The organism is Vibrio thalassae, from assembly GCF_900089835.1.
Taxonomy (GTDB): Bacteria; Pseudomonadota; Gammaproteobacteria; order Enterobacterales; family Vibrionaceae; genus Vibrio; species Vibrio thalassae.
Genome location: NZ_OANU01000093.1, coordinates 51300 through 71788, shown reverse-complemented (window position 1 = coordinate 71788; position 20489 = coordinate 51300). Strand labels below are relative to the sequence as shown.

General features: G+C 42.5%; 22 protein-coding genes. 6 read left to right on the top strand and 16 right to left on the bottom strand.

Annotated features, from left to right (window positions below):
* Window positions 1–239 precede the first annotated feature (239 nt).
* From VTH8203_RS18970 to potA, 4 genes are all read right to left on the bottom strand, one after another.
* Window positions 240–1274: an extracellular solute-binding protein gene (locus VTH8203_RS18970; protein ID WP_096995046.1), complete on the bottom strand. Its 1035-nt coding sequence runs from the start codon at window positions 1272–1274 to the stop codon at window positions 240–242.
* Between the two features lie 103 nt (window positions 1275–1377).
* On the bottom strand, window positions 1378–2148 hold the full coding sequence (gene potC, locus VTH8203_RS18965; RefSeq protein WP_096995045.1) for a spermidine/putrescine ABC transporter permease PotC: 771 nt from the start codon (window positions 2146–2148) through the stop codon (window positions 1378–1380).
* Complete coding sequence (gene potB, locus VTH8203_RS18960) at window positions 2148–3005, bottom strand: spermidine/putrescine ABC transporter permease PotB (RefSeq protein ID WP_096995044.1); 858 nt, start codon at window positions 3003–3005, stop codon at window positions 2148–2150. Before potB ends, potC begins: the two co-directional genes overlap by 1 nt.
* Window positions 2989–4104 (bottom strand): spermidine/putrescine ABC transporter ATP-binding protein PotA, encoded by a 1116-nt coding sequence (potA, locus tag VTH8203_RS18955; RefSeq protein WP_096995043.1) that lies wholly within the window; start codon window positions 4102–4104, stop codon window positions 2989–2991. Before potA ends, potB begins: the two co-directional genes overlap by 17 nt.
* Window positions 4105–4440: 336 nt before the next feature.
* Here potA and VTH8203_RS18950 point away from each other — a divergent pair, with 336 nt between their 5' ends.
* The 4 genes from VTH8203_RS18950 to ttcA all read left to right on the top strand — a co-directional run bounded on the left by VTH8203_RS18950 (window position 4441) and on the right by ttcA (window position 7844).
* Complete coding sequence (locus VTH8203_RS18950; protein ID WP_096995041.1) at window positions 4441–5304, top strand: hypothetical protein; 864 nt, start codon at window positions 4441–4443, stop codon at window positions 5302–5304.
* The gene (locus VTH8203_RS18945; protein WP_096995040.1) at window positions 5297–6091 is read left to right on the top strand and encodes a glucosaminidase domain-containing protein; all 795 of its coding nucleotides are present in this window, start codon (window positions 5297–5299) and stop codon (window positions 6089–6091) included. The genes VTH8203_RS18950 and VTH8203_RS18945 overlap by 8 nt, the downstream gene beginning before the upstream one ends.
* A 3-nt stretch (window positions 6092–6094) precedes the next feature.
* Window positions 6095–6751, top strand: coding sequence for a DUF2987 domain-containing protein (locus VTH8203_RS18940; RefSeq protein WP_096995039.1), 657 nt, complete (start codon window positions 6095–6097; stop codon window positions 6749–6751).
* A gap of 199 nt (window positions 6752–6950) precedes the next feature.
* Window positions 6951–7844: a tRNA 2-thiocytidine(32) synthetase TtcA gene (gene ttcA, locus VTH8203_RS18935; protein ID WP_096995038.1), complete on the top strand. Its 894-nt coding sequence runs from the start codon at window positions 6951–6953 to the stop codon at window positions 7842–7844.
* Between the two features lie 137 nt (window positions 7845–7981).
* On the opposite strand, the gene uspE is transcribed toward ttcA, so the two are convergent.
* The 10 genes from uspE to ccoN all read right to left on the bottom strand — a co-directional run bounded on the left by uspE (window position 7982) and on the right by ccoN (window position 16937).
* Window positions 7982–8929 (bottom strand): universal stress protein UspE, encoded by a 948-nt coding sequence (gene uspE, locus VTH8203_RS18930; RefSeq protein WP_096995037.1) that lies wholly within the window; start codon window positions 8927–8929, stop codon window positions 7982–7984.
* A gap of 158 nt (window positions 8930–9087) precedes the next feature.
* Window positions 9088–9834, bottom strand: a complete 747-nt coding sequence (fnr, locus tag VTH8203_RS18925) for a fumarate/nitrate reduction transcriptional regulator Fnr (RefSeq protein ID WP_096995036.1) — start codon at window positions 9832–9834, stop codon at window positions 9088–9090.
* 91 nt (window positions 9835–9925) lie between these two features.
* Entirely contained in the window at window positions 9926–10600 is a 675-nt protein-coding gene (locus tag VTH8203_RS18920) for a sulfite exporter TauE/SafE family protein (protein ID WP_096995035.1), read from the bottom strand.
* Entirely contained in the window at window positions 10597–10776 is a 180-nt protein-coding gene (gene ccoS / locus VTH8203_RS18915; protein ID WP_096995034.1) for a cbb3-type cytochrome oxidase assembly protein CcoS, read from the bottom strand. Before ccoS ends, VTH8203_RS18920 begins: the two co-directional genes overlap by 4 nt.
* Window position 10777: 1 nt before the next feature.
* Complete coding sequence (locus VTH8203_RS18910; protein ID WP_096995033.1) at window positions 10778–13147, bottom strand: heavy metal translocating P-type ATPase; 2370 nt, start codon at window positions 13145–13147, stop codon at window positions 10778–10780.
* Between the two features lie 4 nt (window positions 13148–13151).
* Window positions 13152–13631 (bottom strand): FixH family protein, encoded by a 480-nt coding sequence (locus VTH8203_RS18905; RefSeq protein ID WP_096995032.1) that lies wholly within the window; start codon window positions 13629–13631, stop codon window positions 13152–13154.
* A gap of 88 nt (window positions 13632–13719) precedes the next feature.
* A complete protein-coding gene (gene ccoP / locus VTH8203_RS18900) occupies window positions 13720–14694 on the bottom strand; it encodes a cytochrome-c oxidase, cbb3-type subunit III (RefSeq protein ID WP_096995031.1) in 975 nt (324 codons plus the stop codon).
* Window positions 14694–14867: a cbb3-type cytochrome oxidase subunit 3 gene (locus tag VTH8203_RS18895; protein ID WP_006074494.1), complete on the bottom strand. Its 174-nt coding sequence runs from the start codon at window positions 14865–14867 to the stop codon at window positions 14694–14696. The genes ccoP and VTH8203_RS18895 overlap by 1 nt, the downstream gene beginning before the upstream one ends.
* Before the next feature lie 10 nt (window positions 14868–14877).
* On the bottom strand, window positions 14878–15498 hold the full coding sequence (gene ccoO, locus VTH8203_RS18890) for a cytochrome-c oxidase, cbb3-type subunit II (protein WP_096995030.1): 621 nt from the start codon (window positions 15496–15498) through the stop codon (window positions 14878–14880).
* 11 nt (window positions 15499–15509) lie between these two features.
* The gene (gene ccoN / locus VTH8203_RS18885) at window positions 15510–16937 is read right to left on the bottom strand and encodes a cytochrome-c oxidase, cbb3-type subunit I (RefSeq protein ID WP_167385846.1); all 1428 of its coding nucleotides are present in this window, start codon (window positions 16935–16937) and stop codon (window positions 15510–15512) included.
* Between the two features lie 259 nt (window positions 16938–17196).
* On the opposite strand from ccoN, the gene VTH8203_RS18880 reads away from it, so the two are divergent.
* Together VTH8203_RS18880 and VTH8203_RS18875 are read left to right on the top strand one after the other, a co-directional pair.
* Window positions 17197–17556, top strand: coding sequence for a hypothetical protein (locus tag VTH8203_RS18880; protein WP_096995028.1), 360 nt, complete (start codon window positions 17197–17199; stop codon window positions 17554–17556).
* A gap of 1739 nt (window positions 17557–19295) precedes the next feature.
* Complete coding sequence (locus tag VTH8203_RS18875) at window positions 19296–19547, top strand: hypothetical protein (protein ID WP_096995027.1); 252 nt, start codon at window positions 19296–19298, stop codon at window positions 19545–19547.
* Window positions 19548–19654: 107 nt separating this feature from the next.
* On the opposite strand, the gene VTH8203_RS18870 is transcribed toward VTH8203_RS18875, so the two are convergent.
* Window positions 19655–19966, bottom strand: coding sequence for a DUF3634 family protein (locus tag VTH8203_RS18870; protein WP_096995026.1), 312 nt, complete (start codon window positions 19964–19966; stop codon window positions 19655–19657).
* A gap of 21 nt (window positions 19967–19987) precedes the next feature.
* Window positions 19988–20437, bottom strand: a complete 450-nt coding sequence (matP, locus tag VTH8203_RS18865) for a macrodomain Ter protein MatP (protein WP_096995025.1) — start codon at window positions 20435–20437, stop codon at window positions 19988–19990.
* Window positions 20438–20489 lie beyond the last annotated feature (52 nt).

Below are 20489 nucleotides of genomic sequence, written 5' to 3'. Positions count from 1 at the left end.
CCTTTTGATCCTCAATACCAAGAATACTTGGCTAAGAGAAAATCAAAGAAGCAATGTCGTAACTCTTGGCACGAGCCTGCTCTCACTGCTTTATAAGTTGCTGGGTGCCAATCGGTGCCTTCGTGAAGGCTTGAGCCTAGTGCGGTGAAAGTTGCATGCTGGGTTCTTAGAGGGACGACACTTGGTAACAGGTGTCGTCTACTCGACAAATGCCACCTTTATCTAAATCGTATTATGAGTTACTGACCAGCTTTTAACTTCAAGAAGTAATCTTCGTAAATTACGGTTTTATCACCGACAGAATCTTGCCATTCAACGCGGTCTAAGTCTTCTTGAGATGGGAACAGAGCAGGGCTGTCTTTGAACTTCTCGTTAGACGCTTTTACTGCAGTTAGGTAACCAGTATCACGAGAAATCTGTTCAGCAATATCAGGGCGCAATAAGAAGTCGATCATCTTGTGTGCCGCTTCTACGTTTCTTGCACCAGAGCTAATTGCGAAGTTATCTACCCAGCCAATGCCGCCTTCGTTAGGGAATACCAGCTTAATTGGAAGTCCTTCGTTTTGAGCGGCAGCTGCAGAACCATTCCAAAGCATACCGACACCCACTTCACCAGACATGTATGGTGCACCTGGGTTATCTGAGTTAAATACTAATACGTTTGGCATGAGCTTTTGTAACTCTGCGTAGGCTTCGTCGATTTGTGCTTTGTCTGTGGTATTACCAGAATAGCCTAGTTTGCGTAATGCGATATGGAACACTTCACGTGTGTCGTCCATTAGCATTAGTTGACCTTCTAGCTCAGGCTTCCACAAATCAGCCCAACTAGTAAACTCTTCTGGATCGTACATGTCTGTATTCACTGCCAAGCCAGTGATCGCAACAACGTGTGGAATCGAGTAGTCATTGTTTGGATCATAAGGTTTGTCTAAGTAGTTGGTATCAAGGTTGCTGAAATTGGATAGTTTAGACTTATCAATTTTTTGAAGCATACCTTCATCGCGCATTTTTGCCACGAAATAAGTAGATGGAACGACGAGGTCGTAGCCCTTATTATGTGTTTTTAGCTTTGCATATAAAGTTTCGTTTGACTCATAAGTTGAGTAAATCACTTTAATGCCAGTTTCTTTAGTAAACTGTTCTAGGATGCTGCTGTTGATGTACGGCCCCCAGTTCATAAATACTAATTCTTGATCATCTTTAGCACTCGCTGCTCCTGAAAGTAGAGAGAGTGCACATGCACTACCAGCTAATAAAGTAGCCCATTTTTTCATTGACGTTAGCTCCAAAACAAACGCTGCCCGAAGGCATAGATAAAAAGAGAGCGGAATGCCTATGCCATCCAGCTCCCGCAAATAAAATAGCGATCTTACCGACTTACTTCACTTTCTCTCTGGCAAGTAATTGCGAGGTAATCACAAGAACTAAAGAGACAATCAGCATAAGTGTTGCCAAAGCATTAACTTCAGGCGATATACCTACTTTCACCATTGAGTAGATTTTCAATGGCAGGATTTCATATGTTGGTCCTGTTACGAACGAACTTACAATCACGTCATCCAATGAAAGCGTAAATGACAACAACCAACCAGCCGCAACTGCAGGCTTAGCAAGAGGGAGAATGATCTGTTTAAGAATAGTCCACTCTCCAGCGCCCAAATCTTTTGCCGCTTCCAGCATTTTTACGTCAAAGCCTTTTAGTCGACTGTAAACAGTAACAACAACAAAAGGCAGACAGAACGTAATATGGGCAATTAATAGACTAAAGAAGCCTAGCTGTGCCCCCAATACTAGGAAAATGGCCAGTAACGAAATAGCCATAACAATGTCTGGAGACATCATTACGATGAACAGTAATCCACTCACTGCGCCTTTACCTTTAAATTGGTAACGGAATAGGGCAACGGCAGTTAAACTACCAATAATGGTTGCCGCCGTCGCAGAGAACACCGCAACATTGAGTGAGTGCCAAGCCGCTTGCATCAAACTGTCATTATTAACTAAAGCATGATACCACTTGGTTGTCCAGCCACCCCATTTCATGCCAAATTTATTCGCATTGAATGAGTTCGCAATTAAAACAATAATCGGTAGATATAGAAACGCGTAAACTACCGACATAAAACTAAATCTAACTACGCGTCCCATTATTCTAGCTCCACTTTACGGTTTAAGAGCTTACCCGCTCGATAGTAGGCATATAGCATGACTGCCATAGCTGCGGTAAGAGCGATACTTGTCGCTGCGCCAAATGGCCAATCGCGAGCATTTAGGATCTGACTCTTAATAACATTACCAATTAGCAAGTTCTTAGCGCCGCCAAGCAGGTCAGCAATATAGAACATGCCAAGAGCTGGTAACAGAACAAGTAAACAACCACCGATGATGCCAGGCATGGTCAGAGGCAAAATCACTTTGGTTAGTGTCTGCCACTTATTCGCGCCAAGATCTTTCGCTGCTTCAATATACGTTCCATCCAATTTTTCAATGGCCGAGTAGAGCGGTAGAATCATGAACGGTAATAGGATATACACAAGACCGATCATAACCGCTGTTTCGGTATACATAATACGTAGTGGTTTATCGATGATGTCCAACGCTAATAAACCTTTATTTAAAATGCCTTGTGTCCCTAACACAATCTTCAGGCCGTAAGTACGGATTAAAGAGTTGGTCCAAAACGGAACGATAACCAAGAACAACATAAACGGACGCCATTTTTCAGGCATCTTCGCTACGATATACGCAAACGGGTAACCAACAACCAAGCAAATCAGCGTTGCGACAATCGCCATATAAAATGAGTGGAACAACACCTTGGCATAAAGTGGATCCAACAATCTTGCGTAGTTGTCTAACGTGAACGTCATCTCAATTAAGTTGGCTTCGTCTCTAGTTAGAAAACTGGTACCAATAATCATCACGTTAGGAATAAGTACGAACAGTACTAACCAGCTAACGATCAGAGTGATGATGGCGTTTTGTAAATTAAATCTCTTGCTCATCTTTAAGCACCACTTCCCAGCTCTCTACCCAAGTTACCGCCACTTTTTGACCTAACGAGTGGTCAACATCTGGATCATCCTCGTTAAAGAATTCACTGACCATAACACGCATACCTGATTCTAATTCTACGACCGAATCTAGAGTCATACCTTTATACGTGCGCTCTGCTACGTGACCAACGATGCCTTTGTTTTCCGACTCTTTGATCTCTTCAATTCGTAAATCTTCAGGGCGGAGTAGAACTTGTAATTTCTCACCAGACTCGAAAGCTTTGTCGTAGTACACAATACTCTCTTGACCTTCGATTTCAGCCTTGATGCGTTTGTCATCGATTCTTTCACGTGCGATAGCGTTGAAAACGTTAATCTCGCCAATGAAACGAGCGACGAACAGGTTCTTCGGCTCTTCGTAGATTTCACGAGGTGAACCGTCTTGTTCAATGACACCATCACGCATAACGATAATACGGTCAGACATCGATAACGCTTCTTCTTGGTCATGAGTAACAAAGATAAAGGTGATACCTAATTGGCGCTGAAGCTGCTTAAGTTCAATCTGCATCTGCTTACGCAATTTGTAGTCAAGTGCGGAAAGAGATTCATCAAGAAGCAATACTTTTGGCTTGTTTACAACCGCGCGAGCGATAGCGATACGTTGTTGTTGACCACCAGAAAGCTGATGCGGCTTGCGCTGAGCCATCTTCTCTAGACGTACCATTTTTAGTGATTCAAGAACACGTGGTTCTATCTCTGCGTTTGGTACTTTTTGCATGCGCAAACCAAATGCGACGTTCTCAAACACGGTCATATGCGGGAATAGGGCGTAGCTTTGGAAAACGGTGTTTACATGCCTCTGTTCAGCAGGGATGTCCGTTACATCTTGGGCAGCTAGCGTAATTCGGCCGTTATCAACCGTTTCAAAGCCAGCAATCATTCTAAGTACGGTAGTTTTACCACAACCCGAAGGACCCAATATAGTGAGAAACTCACCATGATTAACGTTTAAGTTAAGATTAGCGATGATTTCCTTACCATCGAAACTTTTACTTACACCTGATAGTTGGACTACCGGTGTTTCTACTGAATGTTTAGCGTTCAACGTCTGTTTATCTCCACCTTGGCCGAAATTTTATAATTGGCCGGTTGCTATACACATTTAAGGCGCGCATCATAATCACCAATCGAGTGAATTCAAAGCATTTTCTTACCTCGAAACAGAAAAAATTTTGTAGGTAAAACTAAAGATTATTTACCATACTAGTTTAAGAACTAACTAAGTTGAAATTTTCGCCTTATCAGATGGTTAATTATCATCCAAAAAGATGAGAAAGCAAGGTTATAACAGTGATATTGCATTGTAGTTCCCGCTATAATGGCGCAGCCTTTTCAACGAAGAAATTACACATTCGCAATGTGGATGTAACTTGGAAATACTATGAAAAACGATTTTGAAAGAGACTTCAATCTGGGTGGAAGCATTGAACGCGCGGTATCAGGCCAGTATGAGCTTAAAGCTGGAGCGGTGTTTCAAGAAGCTTGGAAGCAAACCACCAAGCATTTTATGTCTTTCTCTCCCGCAATTGTCGCACTCATTTTTGTGCAACTTGGAATCTTCTATATCGCGCTGCAATTACAGCTTGGCGATCCTTCGGTGATCTTGCAGGCATTTCAAGACCCATCATTATTGAATGAGCAAATTTTTCAAGCCATCTTTGTCGCCAATTTCAGTTATGAAGTGGTGAGTGCACCTGTATATGCAGGCATTTCATTAATGGCAATGAGTCACGCAGCCGGCTTGACCACAAAACCACGTCATATTGCTAAAGGTTTGCAATTTACCGTTCCGGTTATTATCGCGACCCTGTTTAGCCTTGTGCTTCAGGGCATGGTTAGTATGATTTTGCCGTTCTTGTCTATGTATTTATCCCTCGCGTTCAGCCAATCAATTTTGCTTATTTGCGAAAAGAAGATCCCACCGTTGCAATCGCTTCTGCTTTCCCTTCGAGCGGTGAATAAAAAGATTTTCGTGCTTGCGGGAATTTACATTCTGCTAGTATTAATGTTTATTGTTGGGGCCATGTTCTACGGAATTGGGCTTATTTTTGTTTTACCATTCTTTTTCCATGTAAAGGGCATTCTTTACAGAGAAATGTTTGGGATACAGCTTAAAATAGTGGCGACTCAAGATAATAATGGCTCAAATGACGACTCGGATCATCGTAACAATGATGACAATACGCCACCACCTCCGAGAAAAGATGATAAGCCAAATAAAAACCCAGAGGTATTTGATGCGTAAATCACGCAAAATTCTATCTATTATCGCTCTCCTTTCGGGGAGCGCTTTTTTATTTTGCTATGAAAAACAGGATGATACGGAGCAGTTAGAGCCTGCGCTGACGCCAATATCACAATCTAAACCTGATACGTCGGCCATGACTGATACTCGGACTAAGAAGAAAAACTTTTTTGATTATTTACGACCTGGTGTCGAAATCGAAAACGCCCGCGTTCTCAAAGAACGTAAACGATTATTGGATATGCAAACAGCATTAGAACAAAATGCGTTGGATTCTGAGCAGATTGAAACGGCGAAGCGTTTAGGACGGTTATATCAACTTGAACCCACTGAGGTTACTGCTCAGTGGCTGGATAAGATGCTACATCGAGTCGATGTACTACCAGAAGCGTTGGTGTTGACGCAAGCTGCCAACGAATCAGCTTGGGGTACCTCAAGATTTGCCAAAGAAGCTAACAATTATTTTGGTCAATGGTGCTACGCAAAAGGTTGCGGTGTTGTTCCTTTAAAAAGGAGTGCGGGTAAAACACACGAAGTCGCAAAGTTTGATTCACCTCAGGGATCAATTCACGGTTATTTTATGAACGTCAACCGTAACCGAGCCTATCAGAAGCTTAGAGAAATTCGTGCTGGCATTAGAGCGAAAGGGCAAGACCCAAGCACGGAAGCCGCGGCGCTAGCGATAACCAACGGATTATTGCGCTACTCTGAGCGCGGTGAGGCATACGTCAAAGACCTGCAAGCAATGATTCGTCATAATGAAGAATTCTGGACACAAAAACAATAACTTATGAAAGTAATTAACTTAGCCCTTTTGGGATTGGCTGCGAGCACATTTACGCTGCCTACGTTAGCTCAAGAATATATGTTTACCTACTCTAAGCTTTACTCTCAGATGAAGAATAATGCAAAAGAAGGGCATCAAGATGTAAAAGTTGGTTTTTTCTTTGTCGACGCGGATAGCAAATCTTTATGCCAAATAGAGAAAGCGTGGATGGAAAAAGAGGAACATTATGAAGTGCTTCAAACTAGCCCTGCTAATGAGTTACTGGTTCCGCTAGACAGCAATCTAAAACAAGCTAACCCCTTAGTTTTCGTGCATACGCCACAAGACCAGCGATGCGATTTCTCGATGGTGGTATTGACTAAGCAACCTCTATCAGGCGAGGTTCCCTATAGTGAAATAGAGAACTTATTGCCACAAATGAAAACCATGTTGGAAGACTTAGGGGGGATGTTTGCAAGCTGGTTTACGCCTGATGTAGAAGGGGTCACTCTTGAGTTTTCCCCAGAGGTATCAGGAACAGTGGTGTTTTCTAATGGTAAACAACAACCAATAGAGAATGGTAAGGTACAAGTGAAGCTCGCTGATATCGGAGAGAATGGCTACATCACTCTACCTGCACAGACATTGCGCGTACTACCATATTTGCCAACCGCGAAATAAACAATCAGATAATCAACCTTCTTGTCACCGAAGAAGGTTGAATTCCAATCCTCACAACGACGTAAATCCCTAAATCGAACCAATTCAACGAGAAACAACCATTTAATAATGGAAAAAAAGCTCGTATAATCCACGCCCCAGATAAACCCTTGATAGGAAATCCAACCGTCGACACTAGTCGGCAATGTGAGAGCCCGCGATGACCCAATTAGATACAAGAAAAGAAACCCTAGAATTCAACAAGCTTCAAAAGCGCCTCAGAAGAAATGTTGGAAACGCGATCATAGATTACAACATGATAGAAGAGAACGATGTTGTAATGGCGTGTATTAGTGGTGGTAAGGATTCATTTGCGATGCTCGATATCCTATTGAACCTTCAAAAAGCTGCGCCGATTAAGTTTGATGTTGTGGCGGTCAACTTAGACCAAAAGCAACCAGGTTTTCCTGAGCATATTCTGCCTGACTATTTTGAGACACTAAATATTCCATATTATATCGTGGATAAAGATACATACTCAGTGGTGAAAGAGAAGATTCCTGAAGGCAAAACGACGTGCGGTTTGTGTTCTAGATTGCGTCGCGGTACGCTTTATTCTTTCGCTGAAAAAATTGGCGCAACCAAGATCGCTCTAGGTCATCACTTAGATGATATTGTGGAAACCATGTTCTTAAATATGTTCCATGGTTCACGTCTTAAAGCGATGCCACCAAAACTGCGCTCTGACGATGGTCGTAACGTTGTTATTCGTCCACTGACGTATTGCCGTGAAAAAGATCTTATTCGTTATGCTGAGCATAAAGAGTTTCCGATTATTCCGTGTAATCTTTGTGGTTCACAAGAAAACCTGCAGCGTCAAGCTATTAAAGCCATGCTCATTGATTGGGACAAGAAGACACCTGGGCGAGTAGAGAGTATCTTTAAATCCATTCAAAACGTCAGTCCTAGCCAGTTAGCTGACAGAAACTTGTTTGATTTCGTAAACCTTCCTCTTGATCGCGAAGGGGAACGTGAAGAGTATGAATTTAGTGAAGCAACGGTGTCGTCGACCAATATCGATGAGTCAATGTTTATTGATGTAACTAACGTTTAGTTCCTAATTGTCATTGAAAACGCCCCTCTAATGAGGGGCGTGCTACTTTTACAATGGTTTTATTGCTCAATATAATTCTACATGAGCGCTTTATTTAGAGTCACACCAACGACCTAATCATACAAATTCAACCAATGTTATTCGCTCTCATTTGGATCTAACGGACTAATGTAACCAGCGGGTTTTAATGCCAACACGTCACAATTAATCTTATCAATAACATGTTCGGCCGTATTTCCGATAAAGACAGCAGACAAACCAGTACGTCCCGTAGTACCCAGTATTACCATACCCGCATCGAGCTGACGTGATACTTCCGGAATGATATCTTCTGGTAAACCTTGTTCAACAATCGTGCGCTCTTCTGGATAACCGTGCTTTTGCCTTAGAGCCTTCATCGCGGTTAAATGATGCCCACGGACCGCGTCTGTGTACGTTGCTGGATCGAACTCCGGCAGCTCAATAGTAATATTTGCAGGGGTTACAGGGTAGGCATTGACCAAATAACCCGTTGCACCAAGACGCTCAGTCAAGCTATCAAGCTGTTTTACCATGCAATCATTAAGGTCTATGTGAGTTGGATTTTCCGAACCTACATGTACAGAAGCAATAATGTTTGCCTGTTCTGGCCAGTCCGAATTTTTCACTAACAATACAGGTACTGGGCATTTTCTTAATAAGTGCCAATCTGTCGGAGTGAATATAACGGACTCTAATATGTCATGCTTACGAGTCGCTTTAATGACAATATCGTGTTTTCCTTCAAACACTTCTTCTACGATAGCGACATAAGGGCGATTGTGCCACACCACCTTTACATCGAAGTCAAAACTGTCATCGAGAAATGGTTTGGCAACATTGCGCATCCATTCTTCGCGCTGCTGAATCACACCGCGTCTCATTGCATCACGCTCTTCATGAGATAACATGGATGTCATATCGTAGGAAAAGTCGTAGATAGATAAGAAGAAAGAAATGTTGCTTCTCGATTTACTCTTCTTAGCAAGTTGAACTGCACGAGCAAGGGCAGGTTGCTCATCGCTATTGAGGTTGGCAACGACGAGGATTTTACTGTAAATGCTCATAGATACTCCCTACCTATTTGGGCTATAACCTAAGGTAACTTTAGCGCAAATCTATGAATCTTTTTAGAAAAATCGGAGAATAGGTAAGTAGAAATTTGAAGTGGCTCATCATAGAGCCACTTTTTTGAAAGGTTGTAGAGCACTGATGAAAAGCCAGTTTACTCTTTTGAGACGCCTGCCATTTCCATTAAAGCATCATGGTCAATAATAGTAATGTATTTACCTTTAACACTTAATACTTCGGATTTTTGGAAACGACCTAACAGGCGACTGATCGTTTCAACCGTCAAACCAAGATAGTTACCAATGTCACCACGAGTCATGGTTAAACGGAATTCTCTTGGACTAAAACCACGTTGAGAAAAACGTGTCGACAAATTGTAAAGGAAAGCGGCTAGACGTTCTTCAGCATTCTTTTTAGAAAGCAGCAAGATCATCTCCTGATCGCCTTTAATCTCATTCGACATTAAACGCATGATTTGCTGACGAAGCTTAGGCATCTTTCCAGACAAGTCATCTAGGATTTCGTAAGGAATTTCACAGACCATCGATGTTTCGAGAGCTTGAGCGAAGCTAGGGTGCTCGTCATCCGTAATTGCGTCAAAACCTACAAGATCGCCTGCAAGATGGAATGCCGTAATCTGCTCGTCACCTTGCTCAGTAATGGTGTAGCTTTTGATTGTACCGGAGCGAATCGCATAAAGAGACTTCAGTTCATCACCCGCTTTAAAAAGTTCTTGGCCTTTTTGAATAGGCTTTTTACGTTCAATGATTTGATCGAGCTGATCGAGCTCAGACTCATTTAACGTAAAGGGGATACACAGCTGACTAATACTACAATCTTGACAATGGATGGCACAGCCACCGGACTGAATACGTTTTGCTACAGGTTTTTCAGAAATCATAACAACCTTTCACTATTTGATGTACATCAAGATTTTAGCATTCATTACCCCTTAAGGGTAGCTAAAAAATCAATGATAAAACAATCATCTACTAGTTTGCGTTAAAAATCATCACCGATTCACAACCTGTATACAGACCGTACACAAGTATCGAAATCGCTGCGATATTACGGAATGTGAGCGAATTTTGCAGGTTTTTTAATTTTGTTGCACTGGTGCCAACAAGAAGCATTGCCGGTAGTGTACCGAGTCCAAAAGCTAGCATTGTAGCGGCGCCCCCTAGAGCGCTGCCAGAGACCGCCGCCCAAGTTAGGGTCGAGTAAACGAGTCCGCAGGGCAGCCAACCCCAAAGAAAACCAAAGGGTATGGCATAACTGCTATGCCTTAAAGGAAGTAATTGATTCGCGAAAGGTGAAATTCGTTTCCATAACGCCTGACCCAGTTTTTCAACGATGAGTAAACCGTTCCACCATCTACCTACATAAAAGGCGAGAAGAATCATAAAACACGCCGCGATAATGCGTAAAATGGCAAGTGCATGATTAAACTGAGAAAGTGATGCGATCCCTGCAATCGTTCCACCTACAACACTACCGATCAACGCGTAACTGATCAAACGACCCAAATTATAATTTACGATAAGAGCAGTAGAGGTTTTATTCGATTGGCCGATAGAAAGAAGAGAAGCAATACCGCCACACATGCCCATACAATGTCCCGCACCTAAAAGGCCAATGGTGAACGCTCCTATCAGATCCAAAGTCACTCTTTTGAGTCCTTATTTTGGTCTTTTGGCGATTCGACATCTTCGTCAAACAGTATGTTATGTCCTTGTCTTTCAAGGTCTTCAAACTGCTCACTCTTTACCGCCCATAAGAAGATCCCAACTGCGACACACACTAAGACTATGGCAATTGGGATCAATATATAGATGCTTTCCATGTTACTTACCTTCTTCTTTGAGCAAGCGCAGCGAGTTTGAAACAACGATGATAGAACTCGCTGACATTCCTACGACTGCGATATAAGGCGCGACAAGGCCAGCAACCGCGAGAGGCAGGATGAGAAGATTATACCCTAAAGACCAAGCTAGGTTCTCTCTAATAATCTTTCTCGTTCTTATCGCTAACTCTCGAGCAGTCAGGATTTTATCAAGTCGGTCTCCTAGTAACACTAAATCTGCCGAAGCTTTGGCAACGTCTGTACCGCCACCCATAGCAATTGACAGGTGAGCGCCTGCCAGAGTAGGTGCATCATTGATACCATCGCCGATCATCATAGAGATATCGTTACTACCCAGCGACTTAAGGTAGTCTAGCTTGTCACTTGGTGAAGCACTGGCGACGACATCATCGATGCCTACTTCTTTTGCGACTACTTCAGCATTTGCCATCGTATCGCCAGTTAGCAATGTGGTTTTAACACCGGCCGCACGCATCTTATCAATAAATTCAGCAGCTTCTTTGCGAATCGGATCTCGGTAGATAAATGTCGCGACATGGTTACCATTGATAGACATGTATACGCTGTTACGAGCATGATCGGTTTTCCCAAGTACAAAAGAAGCATTACCAATTTTAACTAAGGAATCACCGAAATACCCCGCAAGCCCCGAACCTATAACGTTTTCTACACTGCTCACCGCGAGTTCAAGGTTTAAGTATGGTTTAAACGCTCGAGCAATAGGATGGTTAGCATGACTTTCAAGAGAGGCTGCTAACTCCAACGCTTGCTGCTCTGATAACTCACCAAACAAATTGGTCTTAGCAATTTCGATGTCGCCGTGTGTTAACGTTCCTGTTTTATCGACAACAAGATGATTTACCTTACATAGGGTCTCAAAGACATGCCCTCGACGGGATAAAATTCCGAGCGTACCCATTCTTGAGCTTGAGCAAGTAATCGCTGTAGGAGTCGCCAATGAAAGTGCACAAGGGCAGGTTGCAACAAGAACAGACAGCATGATCCAAAATGCGTCGTCTGGCTTCGTCTGATGCCAATAGAACCATGTTCCTGCAGCGATAATTAATATAATCGCCACAAAGTAGCGTGCAACGATATCGGCTATTTCAGCTATCTTGGGCTTAGTTAGCTGCGCTTCATCTTGTAACCTCACAATGCTTGAGATCATTGAGTCAGCTTTACTCGAGCGCACTTCTAAGTCGAACGCTTCATCGCCATTTAGCGTGCCTGCATACACAAAGTCGTCTTTGTTTTTGACCACAGGCAGAGATTCACCAGTCAACATAGATTCATCGATATGAATACGACCACTGAGAACGACCCCATCTGCTGGAATATGTTCACCGGGCAGTACTTTAATCTGGTCACCGATTTGCAGCGATTTTACTGGTACTTGGTTACCATCTAACTTATTGGCTATCGCCGGGACAAGCTTAAGCAGATTACCGCTTGCAGCGGCGGCCTTACGACGAGCTCGCATTTCTAGGTACCGCCCAACGAGCAAGAAGAAGGTGAACATGGAGATCGATTCAAAGAACACTTCACCTTTTTCGGCCACGGTAGCAACTAAACTGGCCACGTAAGCAAGAATGAGAGCGATAGAGACGGGGACATCCATCCCTAGCGTTCGACCCTTAATACTTCTCCAAGCATTGATATAAAAAGGTAGGGCGGAGTAGAGAAGAACAGGCGTCGCAAATATTAAGCTGACCCACCGGAAATAGTTTTTAAATTCCGGCTCTAAGTCGCCAAACACCTCTAGATACAACGCTACTGCAAGCATCATAACTTGCATAGTGGCTAGGCCAGCAATACCCAATCGATATAGATACTGCTTCATCGTAGCGTGGTACGTTGCCTCTTGTTTATCTGCCTCAAATGGTGCTGCTTTATAGCCCAATGAGTGAATAGACGCGAGAAGTTGGCTAAGCTGCGTTTTACGCGTATCCCATTTAAGCAGCGCCCGATTAGTGGTTGTATTGACGCGAATGGAAAGCACGCCCGGCTCGTTTGTCATGCGCTTTTCTATTAACCAAGCACATGCAGCACAGGATATTCCATCAAGTGACAATGTCACTTCTTTGGCGTCTTCACTATTGCGAACAAACTCTGCTTGTACATCTTCGTTGTCATAATGGATGAGCGAGCGTAATTGCTCAGGAACCAAATCGGCTTTTTCAGCTGGTGCTGTTCGATATTGATAATAGGAGACTAAACCACTATCCACGATGGTTTGAGCCACGCTTTCACAGCCTGGACAACACATGTCCCGCTGTTCCCCTAAAATATCTACGCTGAAGTTCGTGTTGGCTGGTACATCTTCACCGCAGTGATAACACGTCTTACACATAATTTTAATCTAGCAATATTACGTCAGTTTCGGTAGGGAAGGTCACGCGACCTTGCACCATCCATGCTTTGTCATGTGGTTGTAATTCAATGAACCACGGTCCCTGTACATCATGATCTAAAGTCAAGCGGTATGTGCCCTTTGCATCCGCCGTTAGCAGCTTTTCAAAGTCTCTATCAGGAAGCGTTCGGTGAGTAAAAGTAGCCGTTAATGCTGGGAAGTGCGGTAGTTGACCTTTCTGCAGAGTAATAAGGATTGTGTTTCCGGCTGAAGAGACTGAAGCGTTAAGCTCTAACTCTTTAGCAACATTGATTTTAGTGAGATCGACATTAATCCCTTTGCCTTTTTTATAGTAGTCCTCGGCCACGAGGTTAACTTTGTTATCCATTAACAGGGAGATCCTATAGACCGTTGCTATCACAACGATAAGTGGCAACGAGATTAGGAACCACGGCCAAAATTGTTTATACCAAGGCTTTACCATAAAAAGTTCTCAACAACTAACTAAGAAAGAAATTATAATTTATCTAGAAAAGACAGCCCCTTACAAGGGGCTGTTATTGAAATGTTACTTATTTGTCGGAATTGCTTAGACTCCAAACGTACGCTGAAACCAGCTGTACTTTTTCTTCGCCAAGAATGTCCTTCCATGCTGGCATTACACCAGAACGACCGTTCATTACCGTCTCAGTTACAGCGGCACGAGAGTCGCCAAATAGCCAAACTTGGTCAGTCAGGTCAGGGGCACCGACAGCAGGGTTGCCTTTACCGTCTGTACCGTGACATGCTGCGCAAACGACAAAGCGAGCTTTACCTGCTTCTGCTTCACGAGCGTTCACTTTACGACCCGATAGGCTAAGCGTGTAGCTAACGACTTCACGAACTCCGTCTTCACCAAGCGCTTCTTTCCATGCTGGCATTTGACCGATACGACCTTGCATAACAGTGGTTACGATAGCTTGTGGTTCACCGCCATATAGCCACGCGTCGTCTGTTAGGTTAGGGAAGCCAGTTTGGCCGCGTGCATCAGAACCGTGACATTGAGAGCAGTTCTGTAGGAATAGACGTTGGCCTACTTTAATTGCTTCGCTGTCTGCCGCAATTTCTGGGATAGGGCGCAATGCACCATCCGACGATTTTGCTAGGCGGTTAAATGCTTCACCAAAGTATGTATCGGCGTCATCGAGTTCTTTAGCGTACTGAACAAGAGACTTGTTACTTTGTGCTGCGGCAATGGATGCTTTTGATTCTTCGACCGAGCGTACGGTTTGATCCGAGCTTTGCCAGCCAAGAAGACCTTTGTAGCTACCTAGTCCTGGGTATAAGGCAAGGTAGATCGCTGCAAACACAAATGTACCGACGAACAAATATGTCCACCACTTAGGCAGTGGGTTGTTAAGTTCACGAATACCGTCGTATTCGTGTCCCATATCTTCGCCTTCTTCAACACCCATTTTGTCGCTAACACACCAATAGAGGATAGCTGCGCAACCAACTAACGTGCCGACAGTGATGACAATAATCCATAGACTCCAGAATGTAGTCATTACTTAGTCACTCCTTTTTCTTCGGAGGTAGGTTTTTGTTCGTCTGCGAAGACCAAATTGGCATCTTCTTCGAATCGTGATTTGCGACTTTTACCGAAAGCCCACCACACGACACCGATAAAGCTCGCGAACAAAACTATGGTCCAAATACTGTGAATAGTACCGATATCCATAAGCCCCTCCTTATTTCATCGCATGGCCTAAAGATTGAAGATAAGCAATGATGGCGTCCATCTCTGTTTTACCTTCTACGTCTTTAGATGCATTTGCGATTTGCTCGTCCGTGTATGGAACACCAAATTGATTGCGGAAGATTTCAAGTTTCTTCTGCGTTAACTTACCATCCAGTACGTTTTCCTCTAGCCAAGGGAAGCCTGGCATGTTTGATTCAGGAACCAATTCACGAGGATCAATCAGGTGAACACGATGCCACTCATCAGAGTAACGTCCACCAACACGAGCGAGATCTGGACCAGTACGTTTAGAACCCCACAAGAACGGGTGCTCCCAAACACTTTCACCAGCAACAGAGTAGTGACCGTAACGTTCAGTTTCTGAACGGAATGGGCGAATCATTTGGCTGTGACAAACGTTACAACCTTCACGAATGTAGACATCGCGACCTTCCATTTCTAGTGCACTGTACGCACGTAAGTTTTTCACAGGTTCAGTCGTTTGCTTTTGGAAAATCAACGGGGTGATTTCCACAAGCGCGCCCAAGCTGATTGCGAATACGATTAGGATAGCCAGTAAGCCCACATTACGTTCAACGACTTCGTGGCGATTGTTAGAGTTTGAGCTCATTTTTAATCTCCTTAAGCCGGCTGAGGGATAGCTTTCAAGCTACCTGACGTAGCAGTGATTGTCTTGTAAGCGTTGTATGCCATTAGGAACATACCTGCTAGGAAGATGAAACCACCGATAAAACGAACGGTATAAAACGGATAAGACGCTTGCACAGATTCTACAAAGCTGTACGTCAGTGTACCGTCTGAGTTAACTGCACGCCACATCAGGCCTTGCATTACGCCGGAGATCCACATTGCTACGATGTATAGTACCGTACCAATAGTCGCTAACCAGAAGTGAGCATTAATAAGACCGACAGAGTACATGCGTTCTTGGCCGAATAGGCGAGGGATTAGGTGGTATACCGAACCGATAGATACCATTGCAACCCAACCTAAAGCACCAGAGTGTACGTGACCGATAGTCCAATCTGTGTAGTGAGACAACGCGTTAACTGTCTTAATAGACATCATCGGGCCTTCAAACGTTGACATACCGTAGAACGATAGGGAAACGATCAAGAAACGAAGAATTGGGTCGTAACGCAGCTTATGCCAAGCACCAGACAGCGTCATGATACCGTTGATCATACCACCCCAAGATGGAGCAAATAGCACCAAAGACATGACCATACCTAAAGACTGTGTCCAGTCAGGTAAAGCGGTATAGTGTAGGTGGTGAGGACCAGCCCAGATATACAGAGAAACAAGCGCCCAGAAGTGAACGATCGATAGACGGTAAGAGTAAACAGGACGTTCAGCTTGCTTTGGTACGAAGTAGTACATCATACCTAAGAAACCGGCCGTAAGAAGGAAACCTACCGCGTTGTGACCATACCACCATTGAACCATCGCATCGACGGCACCAGAGTATACAGAGTAAGATTTACCCATGGATACAGGAATTGCCATACTGTTCACGATATGAAGTACCGCGACGGTAATGATGAACGCTCCAAAGAACCAGTTCGCTACATAGATATGCGATGTCTTTCGCTTGATAAGTGTTCCAAAGAACACAATCGCGTAAGATACCCATACCACTGCAATAGCGATATCGATTGGCCATTCTAATTCTGCATATTCTTTACCAGAGGTGAAACCCAACGGTAAAGTAATTGCAGCGGCTAAAATAATTGCTTGCCATCCCCAAAAGGTGAATGCGACAAGAGGGCCCCCAAATAATCTCGTTTGACACGTACGCTGCACAACATAATAAGACGTTGCAAACAGAGCACTGGTACCAAACGCAAAGATTACCGCATTAGTATGCAAAGGACGTAAACGACTGTACGTCAACCACGGCGTATCAAAGTTGAGCTGTGGCCAAACTAATTGAGCGGCAATCAAAACACCTACTGCCATACCAACAATACCCCAAAGAATGGTCACTAATGTGAACTGGCGTACGACGGTATAGTTGTAGACTTGTTCAAGCTGCTTTTCTTGGCTCATTAACATGCTTCCAATTTTCTAATTAACTACACTTTACTTCCAACACGACACATGTCGTAATGCTACCCAACCCTTTAGAAGAACTAACGCCTAATCAAAACGTTACTCTGCTTTCGGGATTTAACAAAAAGTAGCATTTTCAGCTCACAATAATACTTCAATTAACAAATCAAAAACAGGGTAGTAACCTTATGCTTGGTTGGGTTTTTGACCATTTATTTCAAAACTTTGAAGTTTGTTACACGGAGAACACGTAAATATGCCAGCACAGAAGTTAACAAAAGGTAGACTTGTTCAAATTATCATCATGATGATGGTGCTAATTGCAGCATTTACATATAGAACCATTATTCATAAGGAGTCTAGTCACCTTGTTTGCCAATTTTTGCAACCATGTGAGGTTAAATATCAAGACAAAAATGTCCAATTTCTGTATCAAAATTCAACAAACACGCTCACGGTCACAAAACCAGAAGATTTAACGATCAAAAGCCTAAAAAGTGACGGTTCAGAGTTAATAGTAACCTCGCCGATGAGGCTGAGTAGGGATGAATTGCCCGTTACATTTGTTATCTCTAATGGCGAAGAGAATGCAGTTAGAGTGGATATCGTTCGTTAAATTTTAGGCCTCCATTGCATTGATCATTTTAGTTAGGGGACGAAAGTACTTAACCATGGGTATAACGCTCATACCGTCATACCCAAACCTCCAACGAAAACTTTCATCGTCATATCGAACCAGTTACTCCGTGACTATAAAGTCGGTGAATTTTTGGTAACACGCCTTATGCTAACGTGATCTTTAATCAAACTGAGTTGCTATCTGATATTTAAGGGGTGAGTCAACGTACCAGTCTTTGGCGCCATAGAGGATATACGCTCGATGAAGGCGGAAGCATTACAGTGTCACAAAAGCAACTTGCTTTTAAACATTGGTAGTAAGTTGCTATGTAGTATTAACGACAATTACCACGGAGGTAATTGAGAGTTTGATAATTTCCTATTATCAGAGTGAGGTAATATTGGCGGTACACCGATTTTAGCAGTCAAACCGGACGTAAAGTGACGACACGGCGAACTAGGAAATGGAACTTGCGCAATATCGTAATAAACACATAATCGTAATCGTCAGATTAAGTTTATGTGTTTATTAGGTATTTTATGGTAAATATCGTTTATGGTTAAATATGAGTAAAAACAAAGTGGTAGAGCAGCGTTAAGGCTAAGATTTAAAGCTTACGCATACATAATTTAACATAATATACATAATGCGCACTAAATACTATGAGTCTCATATGGTAATATCCAAACTTAAAGTGCTATATCGTTTAAGGTATGCCACGTTGCTTTCGTTTGAGGCTTTAACCAATGTGGACACAATCCATTGACGAAGGCATTTATCGCTTCAAGTTCTTACTCTCGTTCTTGAAAGCGATTATGTATTGTTGATGTTGTTGTCCAAGCAGTCCTTTAAGCATTTGACCAGATAAACTCTTGGTATCTAAAAACCTTTCATTATTGGATAACCAACAACAGACATTGGTTCTGCGTTTCTAAACACCGTTTAACGCCTGTCAGTCTCGTTACTTATGTGTTCGCTTGTCTGAATGGATTGTTCGTCTTGCGATTGGTGTTTACTGTGACCAAAATGCGCTAAGCAATCATTAGTAAATGTTGCTTTAAGGCACTCCAGTACTAAATGCCACAAACACGCGAATTTGATTAACGCACCTTAAAGAAAGTTTGAATTTGCCACCCGTATCCTTACTTATTATGATCAACTGTGAGTTATCATTTATGGAAATGACTTGATGTTTAACCATCAATAAAATGATTTTTTGTCGGTGCTACATTTTTCCTGACTAAGTATAAGGGGAACATTTAATTGATATATAAATTTAAACGCCAATGTAGAAGATAACAATCTCTCTTCCCTATCCTATTATATTGCTGAATCAGGTTTAGATAGTAATTACATTGCGATATTTTTGACTTCACCATAATGACGAACCAAACAAAAATATAAATGCATACTGCTAACAAATCATTGAATTAAATGATGCTACAGAAGCAATTCGTTCTAGAAACTATCGTAGAACACGCTCCCTCAATCATACTGGAGCAGAATGAACCAAAAGAAAAATCATCACCATTTATCCGATAAATATGTCAATGAAATTAATAACTAAATTTATGACCACCAAATATAATCTAGCGCATACAAATAGAATATGATTATCATTTTAGGTTTTTGAAAATTTTTATTGTGTTTTTCTAAGATATTCTCTTTACAAACTGAGTTAGATGTTTAATTCTAATTTCAACAACCAGAACAATGATTAGAAAAAGGAATATTCTATGTCTTTACCTATTGAGTGGTTTACTACTAGCTACACACGGATTCAAAAATGGGATATTGAAGGTTTATCTTTATTAGAGGCAGAAGCAGCGTTAGAAACTTATTTAACGGATAACAACCCTATCTCGCTTGAGATGGCGGATTATATTGCGGAGAATTGGACCTGTCGCCGGATTCAAATGTTAGATTGCGAATCACGTAGGACCTTAATGAAAATTTGGGATGAGCGTGAAATTGCGGCTAATGGATGAGCTAGGTTTATTAATTTGAGTTAGCTTATTAGTTATAGTGCATTAGAGCCAATGTAAAAGGCGCTATCTAAGCGCCTTACTAATGATTATGTGAAACCAATCCAGCCCTAACGAGATTTCCTATTACCTTTAGCTTTAAATCCTTGATGCGGGAACACGTTTCGAATGTGTTGCTGACATGATTTAGCAACCGTACTACTAAACTTTAGCTTCATGCCCGAGCGTGTTTGATACACCTTTAAGACCCCTGTTGCTTTATCTCTCTCAACAATGTCTTTTAAGTTATGACGAAATGACGGTGGAATATGACCTTTGATCTCGCCAAGTTCGCCATTACTAAATTTGACAGTTAGCACCGGTCGATCAACAGCAACCAGCCAAAATATAACGAGTGCGCCAATTAGAACAACATAAAGCATCAAAACCCCTCCCTTTGCCCGTTAGTCAGACAGCAGTTTACTTAAATCTTCTTTTAAACTGCTTACTGTCTTAGACGCTTTTTCGCTGCGCGACGCTTCACTTAATAAGTATTCAATTGCCTCAGACAGAGTACAACCGAGTTCATTAGCGCGATAAGACAGTTTTTCCCAAACCCGATAATCGAGGTCGATAGATTTTTTCTTGGTATGAACTTGCTCAGCATTATAATGACGCTTGCGCTTAGCGCGAATAGCCTGCTTGAGTTTATTATCGAGCTCAGCAGACATGTGCTCATCAATCCAATCAAGAACCAGAGTAGGTTCGTGTTCTAGCGATTTAAAAGCCGCTACGGCTTGATCGACTTCACTGGTATCAATATAGCGAGTGATGTTCTCACCTTCACGCCATTTTTTAGATAAATACTGCCACTTCCAACCACATTCTAGGTTTTCAAGCTGTTGGTATTTCATTGGTTTGCGTCCCTACTCTGTTTACAGTTACAGCGTAACCCAACTCAGTTAA

Excerpts from the sequence above, each read along its gene's own strand:
- ccoP (WP_096995031.1), bottom strand. The coding sequence starts at position 14,694 with ATGACTACATTCTGGAGTCTATGGATTATTGTCATCACTGTCGGCACG.
- VTH8203_RS18910 (WP_096995033.1), bottom strand. The coding sequence starts at position 13,147 with ATGTGTAAGACGTGTTATCACTGCGGTGAAGATGTACCAGCCAACACG.
- fnr (WP_096995036.1), bottom strand. The coding sequence starts at position 9,834 with ATGATTTCTGAAAAACCTGTAGCAAAACGTATTCAGTCCGGTGGCTGT.
- VTH8203_RS18875 (WP_096995027.1), top strand. The coding sequence starts at position 19,296 with ATGTCTTTACCTATTGAGTGGTTTACTACTAGCTACACACGGATTCAA.
- ccoN (WP_167385846.1), bottom strand. The coding sequence starts at position 16,937 with ATGAGCCAAGAAAAGCAGCTTGAACAAGTCTACAACTATACCGTCGTA.
- VTH8203_RS18895 (WP_006074494.1), bottom strand. The coding sequence starts at position 14,867 with ATGGATATCGGTACTATTCACAGTATTTGGACCATAGTTTTGTTCGCG.
- VTH8203_RS18940 (WP_096995039.1), top strand. The coding sequence starts at position 6,095 with ATGAAAGTAATTAACTTAGCCCTTTTGGGATTGGCTGCGAGCACATTT.
- VTH8203_RS18970 (WP_096995046.1), bottom strand. The coding sequence starts at position 1,274 with ATGAAAAAATGGGCTACTTTATTAGCTGGTAGTGCATGTGCACTCTCT.
- ttcA (WP_096995038.1), top strand. The coding sequence starts at position 6,951 with ATGACCCAATTAGATACAAGAAAAGAAACCCTAGAATTCAACAAGCTT.
- VTH8203_RS18880 (WP_096995028.1), top strand. The coding sequence starts at position 17,197 with ATGCCAGCACAGAAGTTAACAAAAGGTAGACTTGTTCAAATTATCATC.
- matP (WP_096995025.1), bottom strand. The coding sequence starts at position 20,437 with ATGAAATACCAACAGCTTGAAAACCTAGAATGTGGTTGGAAGTGGCAG.
- VTH8203_RS18870 (WP_096995026.1), bottom strand. The coding sequence starts at position 19,966 with ATGCTTTATGTTGTTCTAATTGGCGCACTCGTTATATTTTGGCTGGTT.
- VTH8203_RS18945 (WP_096995040.1), top strand. The coding sequence starts at position 5,297 with ATGCGTAAATCACGCAAAATTCTATCTATTATCGCTCTCCTTTCGGGG.
- uspE (WP_096995037.1), bottom strand. The coding sequence starts at position 8,929 with ATGAGCATTTACAGTAAAATCCTCGTCGTTGCCAACCTCAATAGCGAT.
- VTH8203_RS18950 (WP_096995041.1), top strand. The coding sequence starts at position 4,441 with ATGAAAAACGATTTTGAAAGAGACTTCAATCTGGGTGGAAGCATTGAA.
- potB (WP_096995044.1), bottom strand. The coding sequence starts at position 3,005 with ATGAGCAAGAGATTTAATTTACAAAACGCCATCATCACTCTGATCGTT.
- VTH8203_RS18905 (WP_096995032.1), bottom strand. The coding sequence starts at position 13,631 with ATGGTAAAGCCTTGGTATAAACAATTTTGGCCGTGGTTCCTAATCTCG.
- potC (WP_096995045.1), bottom strand. The coding sequence starts at position 2,148 with ATGGGACGCGTAGTTAGATTTAGTTTTATGTCGGTAGTTTACGCGTTT.
- ccoO (WP_096995030.1), bottom strand. The coding sequence starts at position 15,498 with ATGAGCTCAAACTCTAACAATCGCCACGAAGTCGTTGAACGTAATGTG.
- ccoS (WP_096995034.1), bottom strand. The coding sequence starts at position 10,776 with ATGGAAAGCATCTATATATTGATCCCAATTGCCATAGTCTTAGTGTGT.